This window comes from Paraburkholderia sp. USG1 (assembly GCF_031570135.1).
Taxonomy (GTDB): Bacteria; Pseudomonadota; Gammaproteobacteria; order Burkholderiales; family Burkholderiaceae; genus Paraburkholderia; species Paraburkholderia dioscoreae.
In genome coordinates, this window is record NZ_JAMWXW010000015.1 from 204014 (window position 1) to 212090 (window position 8077).

The following is an 8077-nucleotide window of genomic DNA, read 5'->3' on the forward strand; positions in this document are numbered from 1 at the left end:
GAGCAGCATAAGGACAACGCGCTATCCGCTCACACGCCCCATCGCGACCAGATGCGCGAGCAACCGGTCTACGCCCTCGTCGACCGGCATGCGATCAGTTTCGATCACCACATCGGCGGCGAGCGGTGCTTCGAACGGATCGGAAATACCGGTGAAATGCGCAATCTCGCCGCGTCGCGCACGGGCATAGAGCCCCTTGGCATCGCGCGCTTCGCAGACCTGCAGCGGAGCGTTCACGAAGACTTCGACGAATCCATCGCCGACAATTTCACGCGCCGCGCGCCGGTGCCGATGCTCCGGCGAAATCACCGCGGCAATCACCACGAAGCCCTGCTGCATGAAGAGCGCGGCAACGTGCGCGACCCGCCGCAGGTTTTCGGTGCGGTCCTCGGGCGTGAAGCCGAGGTCGGCGTTCAGTCCACGCCGCAGCACATCGCCGTCGAGCACGATCGCGGCGTGCCCTGCTTCCTTCAACCGCAAATGCAAGGCGTTGGCCAACGTCGACTTGCCGGCGCCGGAGAGCCCCGTCATCCATATCACGGCACCGCGAGCCGCGCTCATGAGCGACGCTCCACGCCGGTTGCCACGACCTCGTCAGGCTGACCGCCATGAACCGGCATGAGTTCCGGGCCCAAGCCGTCGAACAGCGGTCGAAGCAACGCCTGCTGCGGCTGCCAGCGTTGCACTGAAGTTTTATACAGGGGCCGGCGCACTTGAGCGGAACTGGCCGTATTCACCTGGCGCGTGGTCTGATGAAACGACAGGCAGCGCTCGTTCCAGTCGAGCCCGCAATGCGCGAGCAAGCGGCGCACATTGGCTTCGAAATCGTCGACCAGTTCTTCGTATTTGACTTCGATCATTACACCTTCGGGGAGCACACGTTGCCAGTGGTTCATCAGGGCGTTATAGGCGCGATAGTAGCGGCCCAGTTCGCCGAGATCATAGCTGAACGGCACGTCGTGAAAAATGCGCGAGAAGATCGACAGGCAGGTTTGCAAAGGCGCGCGGCTGCTGTGAATGAAGCGCGCATTCGGCAGCGCCAGATGGATCAGACCCAGGTTGATGAAGTTGAACGGATATTTGTCGGTGAAGTGCGTATAGCGCGGAGTCGGGTCGGCTTCTTCGTTCCGCGCGAGGCTCTGAATTTCCGGCAGCGCGTTGCGCATGCGACGCAGATAGTCCGCGCCGAGTTCGCGCAACGGCGCGGCGTCGACGTCCCCAAGTGCTTCAATGTCGATCCGCAATGGATCGGCCGGATCGCGGCGAATGCAGCTCACCAGCGCCTCCCCGAATTCCGTGCGCTCACCCGCGCCGAATACCCGAGGATGGCTGGCGAGAATCTGTTCGATCAAGGTCGAACCCGAGCGCGGCATGCCGACGATAAAGATCGGCGCCGCTGACGGATCGCCCAGACCGCGCTTCGCCTCCAGCACTTCCGAAGCCGTCAGCTCGGGCAGATGCGCGAACAGGCCGAGCGTGTCCGCTTCGTTGTAGCGCACGCTAACGCGGTGCAACGCATTGCCCTTCAGGAAGTGAGCGAACGACGCGTCGTTGCGGCCCACATCGGACAGCGCCTGGCCGTACGCGAAGTGAATCTCCGCCTGATTGGCCGGCGTGAGCGACGCGGCATTGCCGACAAGGCGTTCCATCGCGACGAATACCGGATCTTCAGTAGTGAGGCGCTTGGTCTGCACGAAGTTGCGGTAGTACAGCGGCACCTGCGGCGCGGCTTCGATTGCGCGGCGATACGCTGCGTGAGCTTGGTCGAAACGGCCGAGCGCCTGCAGGCAGTTGCCCATGTTGTTGTGCGAGCCGTCGGCTTGCGGATTCAGGCGAGCGGCCTCGCGATAGGCGTCCACCGCCTGTTCGAGCCGATGCATCTGCTCGAGCGTCCAGCCGAGGCCGTGATGCGAATCCGTGTCGCGCGGATCGAGCGCGATCGCTTCCCGATAGCGTTCGAGGGCTTCGGGAAAACGGTTCAGGGCGGCGAGCGTCGCCGCGAGGCGCTGATGCACGAGCGCATCTGCAGGGGCAAGCGCACGCGCGTTTTCGAAACGTTGGAGCGCGGCGGCGAGTTCGCCGCGCGCCGCATAAGCGTCGCCTTCGGCACGCCATTCTGAAGCGGTGGCCGGCTGTGGATCGTACTTCATTGACGGCTGGATTTTTGCGGGCTTCGCATCGAGCGGTCCTGACAGTGAGCGGGTGTGGTCTTTTCGTCCGGCGGGTAAATAGGCACGGCCTGGATTCGAGGTAATTGTCTGAAGGGAACTTAACAGGCGCGCCCTACAGTTGCGTTGCGGAAATTTAACTAACTGTTACAGCAGGAGGATCACGTAAGGTGTGGAAGCGTGCCGCTGCGCCTTATTCCGTGGTCTCCGATCGCCATGTATATCTCACGGAGCCGCCAGGTCGCGGGCGACCCGTAATGTGCGGACACAAATGCAGCTGAACTCCTGGGCGTGCGTCTTTTCTCAATCTCATGCGAAGGAGAAAATCGTGAGCAGGCTCATTGCATCAATGGCGCTGTTGGCGGTGATGGCCAGTCTGAACGGATGCGTGGTTGCACCGGCATACGACTATGGCTACGCGCAACCTTATTACCCCGGCTACGGTTACGCTTACGGACCACCGTATGCGCCGGTTTACGGCAGCGTAGGTATCTACGGCGGCTGGGGCGGCTCCTGCTGTTACTACCGTGGCGGGTACTGGCATGGCGGTCATGGATGGCACGGCGGAAACGGCGGGCATGGCGGCGGCTGGCACGGCGGCGGTTACGGCGGCTACCACGGCGGAGGCGGCAGTTCTTGGGGCAGCAGTGGCGGCCACGGCGGAGGACATGGACATTGACGTTGACGTGGCCCGCGCGTGACTCGCGGGCCGGTCGATTGCATGGCTTCTGGCTCGAAACGCTCGCGGGTCTCCCGGCAAGGCGGCGATTTCATGCCTTGCGGTAAAATCGGTGTTTTGAATCAAGCCGTCTGGCCGCCCCATGTCGTCACCTCGAATTCCCAGTCCGCGCCGCGTATCGGTTGCACCCATGATGGACTGGACTGATCGTCATTGTCGTTCCCTGCATCGCGTGATCTCCCGGCATACGTGGCTTTACACGGAAATGGTAACCACCGGCGCGCTGCTGCATGGCGACGTGCCGCGTCAACTCGCGTTCACGCCCGCAGAAGCCCCGGTCGCCCTGCAACTCGGCGGCAGCGAACCCGACGACCTCGCGCGCTCGGCGAAGCTCGGCGAGCAATGGGGTTACGACGAGATCAATCTGAACTGCGGCTGCCCATCCGAGCGCGTGCAACGCGGCGCATTTGGAGCGTGCCTGATGAACGAGCCGCAACTCGTCGCCGATTGCGTGAAGGCCATGCGCGATGCGGTATCCGTGCCGGTGACGGTGAAGCACCGCATCGGCGTCGATGCGGTCGAAGAATATGGTTTCGTGCGCGATTTCGTCGGCACGATTGCGGATGCGGGCTGCAATGTGTTCATCGTGCACGCGCGCAACGCGATTCTGAAGGGTTTGAGCCCGAAGGAAAATCGCGAGATTCCGCCGCTCAAATACGACTACGCGTATCAGTTGAAGCGCGACTTCCCGCATCTGGAGATCATCATCAACGGCGGCATCAAGACGCTTGATGAAGTGGAGACTCATCTTCAACACGTCGACGGTGTCATGCTCGGACGCGAGGCGTATCACAACCCATATCGGCTGGCCGATGTCGATGCCCGCTTCTATGGTTCGACAGACTCGCCGCTGACTCGCGAGCAGGTCGAAGCAAAACTGATCGACTATTGCGCCGCTGAAATGGCGCGCGGCACCTATCTCGGCGCCATTACGCGCCACGCCCTCGGCCTCTATCGCGGCGAAGCGGGTGCACGTGGATGGCGCCGTGTCCTGTCGGACAGCAAACGCCTCGCCGCACGCGATCTGAGCATCTTCGACGAAGCAAGGCAGCATCTGCGCGAGCCTGTCGAAATTTTTGAATAAAGGACTAGGCAAACGAGATTCTTGTTCGTATAATCTCGTTTCTTCATCGGCGAGCCAAGTTTTTACGGCAAGTCAAGCAGATGTCAGTGGTGGCTGTAGCTCAGTTGGTAGAGTCCAGGATTGTGATTCCTGTTGTCGTGGGTTCGAGCCCCATCAGCCACCCCAAAGAATTTTTAGTCAGTTCAAGTGGTTATCGTAGCGGCACTGTGATTATTTACAGTGCCGTTTTTGTTTTTATTCCCGCGAAAATTCCCATTTCGGGAATCGGCCTACCCCTTCCCGCCATACGCCAAACAACATAGACTGTACATCCATACAGTACCTTGAGTTTGCTGTGACTCTTCCGCCGTTCATCCCTCCAACGCTCGCCGAGCTGCGCGAGTGGTATCAGCTGTACAAGCAAAACACGGATGTCTGGCGCCTGATTATGGAGGTGCAGCATTCGCGCGAAACGCTGGCCCACCTGAACGTTTTACTTGCTCAAACCGCGCGCGCCGCCCGCCGGGCCGAGTTCGGCCGACTCACCGGCGAAGATGCCCCGCTGCGCGACGCGTGCGCGGTTGTGGAGGCAGAGCTGTTCCGCATTGGCCCGGTCGGCGGCAAAGGGCGGAAATACCAGCCGCCGGCGAGACTCACCGAGGGTGCGGCCGGCTTCGACTTCGATCCGGATGATCCCGTCGATCGAGCCGCATTCCTCATTGCGCGCGGCCACCAGAACCGCCGGTAGCCGCCGCACTCTGTCGCAGCTACCATTCTTCGTACAGATCAGCGACACCCGGGCGTCGCCGGGCGGATAGCGCAGACATATGCCTGCAGCGCCTTCACTTTGCTGATTTCGTTGTCGTCGTCTCCGGCGACCCTGAAAACGCGCTCCGCAACCGCTCGGTCGAGGTCTGCGTAGGTGGCGGCACCATTGCCCACGCCGGCGGCGCCGGGAGCTCCGGCTGCGTCGTTGCCACCGGCTGCAGAACAGTTGGTGACGGCGACCCGCACGCGCTCAGTGCCAGCAGCGAGAGCAGCGCGGTAATTGCGATTGTCCGTTTCATGTGCGTCCTTCTCCTTCGTGATTTGAGCATCCGCCGCGGAAATCGCCGCTTCAGCTTTGTTGTGCGCGTCGATTGCGCGCTGCTCGGCGTCGAGCGCCGCCTTCGAGATCGCGTTCAGGTCGCCGGCGTGCCGCTCGTTATCCTTCGCGTGAGCAGCCTGCTCGGCGAGCAGCTCGCGGTTCTCGTACGTATAGGCGCCGCCGGCGCCGATAGCGATGCCGAGCACGCCGGCGGCAATGCCGGTGATGAAATATCCGTTCATTGCATCTTCCCTTCGCAGATGGCGCGTTCGGTCGCGCGCCGTTTCACAAGGCCCGGCAACTGGCGGCCGCCGGCATACGTCCAGCGCGACAGCTCGGCGCATGCGCCGGCATAGTCGCCTGCCCTCACCTTCCTCGCCATCGTCGATCCGCAATACGCAGTGGCGCCCGCGTTATATACAAACGAGATAAATGCCACGCGTTGATACCAGGTCATCGCCGCGAGCGGCGTGCACCGGTCGACATCCTGCGCATGCTCGGCGAGACGCTGCTCGAGGCGTTGCTCGCACTCCTGCGGCGTGAAGCGCTGGCCGAGCTTCACGTTTTTCGTGTCGCCCATGCACGCCGTTACGATCCCAATCGGGTCCGGAGCAGCGACGAGCACCGTACCCTCAAACTTCGGCACGATGGTGATAAGCGCCGCCGCCGCGGCCGCGCCCACAATTGCCGTGAGACTTTTCTTGCCCGGACGCGCCATCATTCCTCCAGTGACGATTGATGCAGATAGGCCAGCACGAGCCCCACGGCGCTGATTGCAAACGGGACCGACAACACGATCCACACCGGCAGGCGGTCGATCCACGCCTCGGGCAGCGCCGACCAGACGCCACCGACGAACGAAACGGCCGTCGACGCGATCAGCGCGCGCACCGAGTTGCGCCGGTGTGCGCTACGCCAGTAAGAGACCGGCTTCATGAATTCACCTTTGACTTGAAAAATGCCCACAGCGCGAGGCCAAGCATCACGGCCAGCGCCCATAGGCCCTTCTTCGCGAGCTCCACGCGCAGGTCCTGATAGAACTTTTCGCGCGCCTCCAGCTTCTTGATGACGGCCTCGTGGTAACGGCGGTGGCCGTCCCAATCGCCTCCCGGAAACGCATCATGCAAATCGTCGACGCGGCGAATTACCTCTTCCACCTTGCGGTCCGTCACCGCCATTTGCGTGATGTTTTCGGAGTGGCGCTGGCTCATGTCGTCCCGCAGGCCGTTGAGCGCCTCGACGATTTCTTTGTTTCCTTCCATTCGCGCCCCGGAAATGAAAAAACCGCCCGCAGGCGGCCAATAAAAAAGCCAGCTCGAAGGCTGGCTTTGCTTGATGCTCGACTGGTTTTACGTCCCTGTCGCTGATGCTCCGCTTGCTGCAGCAGGCGTTGCTACTGATTCTTTGTAACCCGCTGCAATCGAGTCGGCGACCGACTGCACTACGAGATTCTGCACGTACGCATCCGGCGTGCGACAGTCCGCCCCGAAGTGGTCGACGCCCGGCGAGTTTGTGGACGGAACGGCGGCTCCGCTTCCGAATGAGAAACTAACGCTGGTTTCCCCAATAAAACGAATCGGCGCGCCGTCCACCAACGCTTGGGTCATCGCGCTGCTCAGCCCGGCCGATGCTGAATATTGCGTGTCACAGGTGGGAACCGGGCGAACCGCGAATACAGCCTTGCCGGAAACCGCCGCGCGTTGTGCGAACACTGTCAGATCCTGTGCAAACTGCCTAAGAGCCACTTGTTGGGCTGGGTCGCTTGCCGGCGTCACCATATCATCGAGCTGGAAATTGACGACCATCCATTCGCTTGGATCAGTCTTGAACTGGTCCGGCGTTGGGGGCAATCCGTTGTCCACTCCCATGACGATCTGGTGAAGCGTCGTACCGTCCATCACCTGAGCGGTGACGTTGGCTGTCACGCCGCGCGCCGCGAGTGCATCCTGAAGCGTTTGCACCGTAGCTTGCGCATCCGATGCGCCGGCGGCGGACGTGGATGCAGCCTGCGCCACCGCGGCCAATTGCGCGTGAACCGTCGCGCCGGACGCGGCCGAAACAAGCGGCTGGCCGTACATGGAGATAGTCAGCGTCTTGGCCGCGGGCTGCGCATCACCGCCGCCACCGCCGCATGCAACGAGAAAAACTGCGGCAACGCCGGCCGCTACTATCGCTCTTATCATTGATTCCCCCGATCGGTCGTTCTTCGTTTTTGACTTACAAAAGTTTACACGGAGTTTTCCGTTTCAGGAAACGATCTGCGCCCCGGAAAATGCGAAGCGATTCGCATAGGTCGGCGCGGCGCTGCCGTCCGGCGGCGCGGCGGCCAGTTGCTGCTCCGCGTATGAAAACGCGCTCTGACCTTCTGGCGGCAGCCCGTCAACAACGATCTGCTGCGTGTAGAGCGGCATCTTGCCTGCGGCCTGCATTTCAGCATTGAGGTACGAGGCGACTGAAACCGAGGTGTTGTTTCCATCCTTGTCGAGCGTCACCTGTTTCGCTACGTGATAGCTCGCAGTGGCGCCGGTGGCCGGCGTCACATAGTCTTTCTGCAGCGGCATTGCCTTCTCCCGTTTAAAGATTGCTGAGGTCGATCGCCATGAATCGCCAATCGAATTGAGAACCGAAGTTCACATCGTTGCCAGGATGCGACGTGTTTCCGACCTGGTAATAGTTGTAGTTGAAGTTCACCACATTTCCGGATGTCTTCAGTGCGCTGATGTTGTACCAGCCATTGTTCGTGCCGCCAGTCGGGCTGGAAACGAAAGCGGTGCCGATCGCAGCGACGCCGATCTTGCTCACCGACGGATAGGACCATGAATAGGTGCGCTGATCTACGTGCGCCCATTGACCCCACCCTGGGCCCGCATTGTTGATGTTTCCGGACTGCGTGTCCATGATCCGCGCGAGCCGTTGGCGAGCGTCGGCTACGAGGTTTCCGCTCGCGTCGAAAACCTGGAGGCCATATCCAAGACCCGTCGGCGCAGCCGCCAATGACTTGTCGAAAACATAGACAGCTA

12 protein-coding genes and 1 tRNA gene are annotated in these 8077 nt (G+C 61.5%); 4 read left to right on the plus strand and 9 right to left on the minus strand.

Annotated features, from left to right (window positions below; all coding sequences use genetic code 11):
• Positions 1-21: 21 nt before the first annotated feature.
• On the minus strand, positions 22-561 hold the full coding sequence (gene cysC, locus NE850_RS21250; protein WP_007182137.1) for an adenylyl-sulfate kinase: 540 nt from the start codon (positions 559-561) through the stop codon (positions 22-24).
• Positions 558-2150 (minus strand): sulfotransferase, encoded by a 1593-nt coding sequence (locus tag NE850_RS21255; RefSeq protein ID WP_310699366.1) that lies wholly within the window; start codon positions 2148-2150, stop codon positions 558-560. Before NE850_RS21255 ends, cysC begins: the two co-directional genes overlap by 4 nt.
• A 346-nt stretch (positions 2151-2496) precedes the next feature.
• Here NE850_RS21255 and NE850_RS21260 point away from each other — a divergent pair, with 346 nt between their 5' ends.
• The 4 genes from NE850_RS21260 to NE850_RS21275 all read left to right on the plus strand — a co-directional run bounded on the left by NE850_RS21260 (position 2497) and on the right by NE850_RS21275 (position 4718).
• Positions 2497-2847, plus strand: coding sequence for a hypothetical protein (locus NE850_RS21260; protein ID WP_007182139.1), 351 nt, complete (start codon positions 2497-2499; stop codon positions 2845-2847).
• Positions 2848-2989: 142 nt separating this feature from the next.
• On the plus strand, positions 2990-3991 hold the full coding sequence (gene dusA, locus NE850_RS21265) for a tRNA dihydrouridine(20/20a) synthase DusA (RefSeq protein WP_310699367.1): 1002 nt from the start codon (positions 2990-2992) through the stop codon (positions 3989-3991).
• Between the two features lie 89 nt (positions 3992-4080).
• A tRNA-His gene (locus tag NE850_RS21270) sits at positions 4081-4156 on the plus strand.
• 169 nt (positions 4157-4325) lie between these two features.
• Complete coding sequence (locus tag NE850_RS21275; protein ID WP_310699368.1) at positions 4326-4718, plus strand: hypothetical protein; 393 nt, start codon at positions 4326-4328, stop codon at positions 4716-4718.
• 38 nt (positions 4719-4756) lie between these two features.
• Here the strand turns inward: NE850_RS21275 and NE850_RS21280 are convergent, their stop codons facing one another.
• The 7 genes from NE850_RS21280 to NE850_RS21310 all read right to left on the minus strand — a co-directional run.
• On the minus strand, positions 4757-5299 hold the full coding sequence (locus tag NE850_RS21280) for a lysis system i-spanin subunit Rz (protein WP_310699369.1): 543 nt from the start codon (positions 5297-5299) through the stop codon (positions 4757-4759).
• The gene (locus tag NE850_RS21285) at positions 5296-5775 is read right to left on the minus strand and encodes a lysozyme (protein ID WP_310699377.1); all 480 of its coding nucleotides are present in this window, start codon (positions 5773-5775) and stop codon (positions 5296-5298) included. Before NE850_RS21285 ends, NE850_RS21280 begins: the two co-directional genes overlap by 4 nt.
• The gene (locus NE850_RS21290) at positions 5775-5993 is read right to left on the minus strand and encodes a hypothetical protein (protein WP_310699370.1); all 219 of its coding nucleotides are present in this window, start codon (positions 5991-5993) and stop codon (positions 5775-5777) included. Before NE850_RS21290 ends, NE850_RS21285 begins: the two co-directional genes overlap by 1 nt.
• Entirely contained in the window at positions 5990-6319 is a 330-nt protein-coding gene (locus tag NE850_RS21295) for a hypothetical protein (protein WP_310699371.1), read from the minus strand. The genes NE850_RS21290 and NE850_RS21295 overlap by 4 nt, the downstream gene beginning before the upstream one ends.
• A gap of 87 nt (positions 6320-6406) precedes the next feature.
• Complete coding sequence (locus NE850_RS21300; protein WP_310699372.1) at positions 6407-7135, minus strand: hypothetical protein; 729 nt, start codon at positions 7133-7135, stop codon at positions 6407-6409.
• A gap of 168 nt (positions 7136-7303) precedes the next feature.
• Positions 7304-7618 carry a hypothetical protein gene (locus tag NE850_RS21305; protein ID WP_310699373.1) on the minus strand — a complete coding sequence of 105 codons (315 nt, stop codon included), beginning with the start codon at positions 7616-7618 and terminating at the stop codon, positions 7304-7306.
• Between the two features lie 13 nt (positions 7619-7631).
• The coding region (locus NE850_RS21310; RefSeq protein WP_310699374.1) for a hypothetical protein at positions 7632-8077 on the minus strand (446 nt) is incomplete at its 5' end.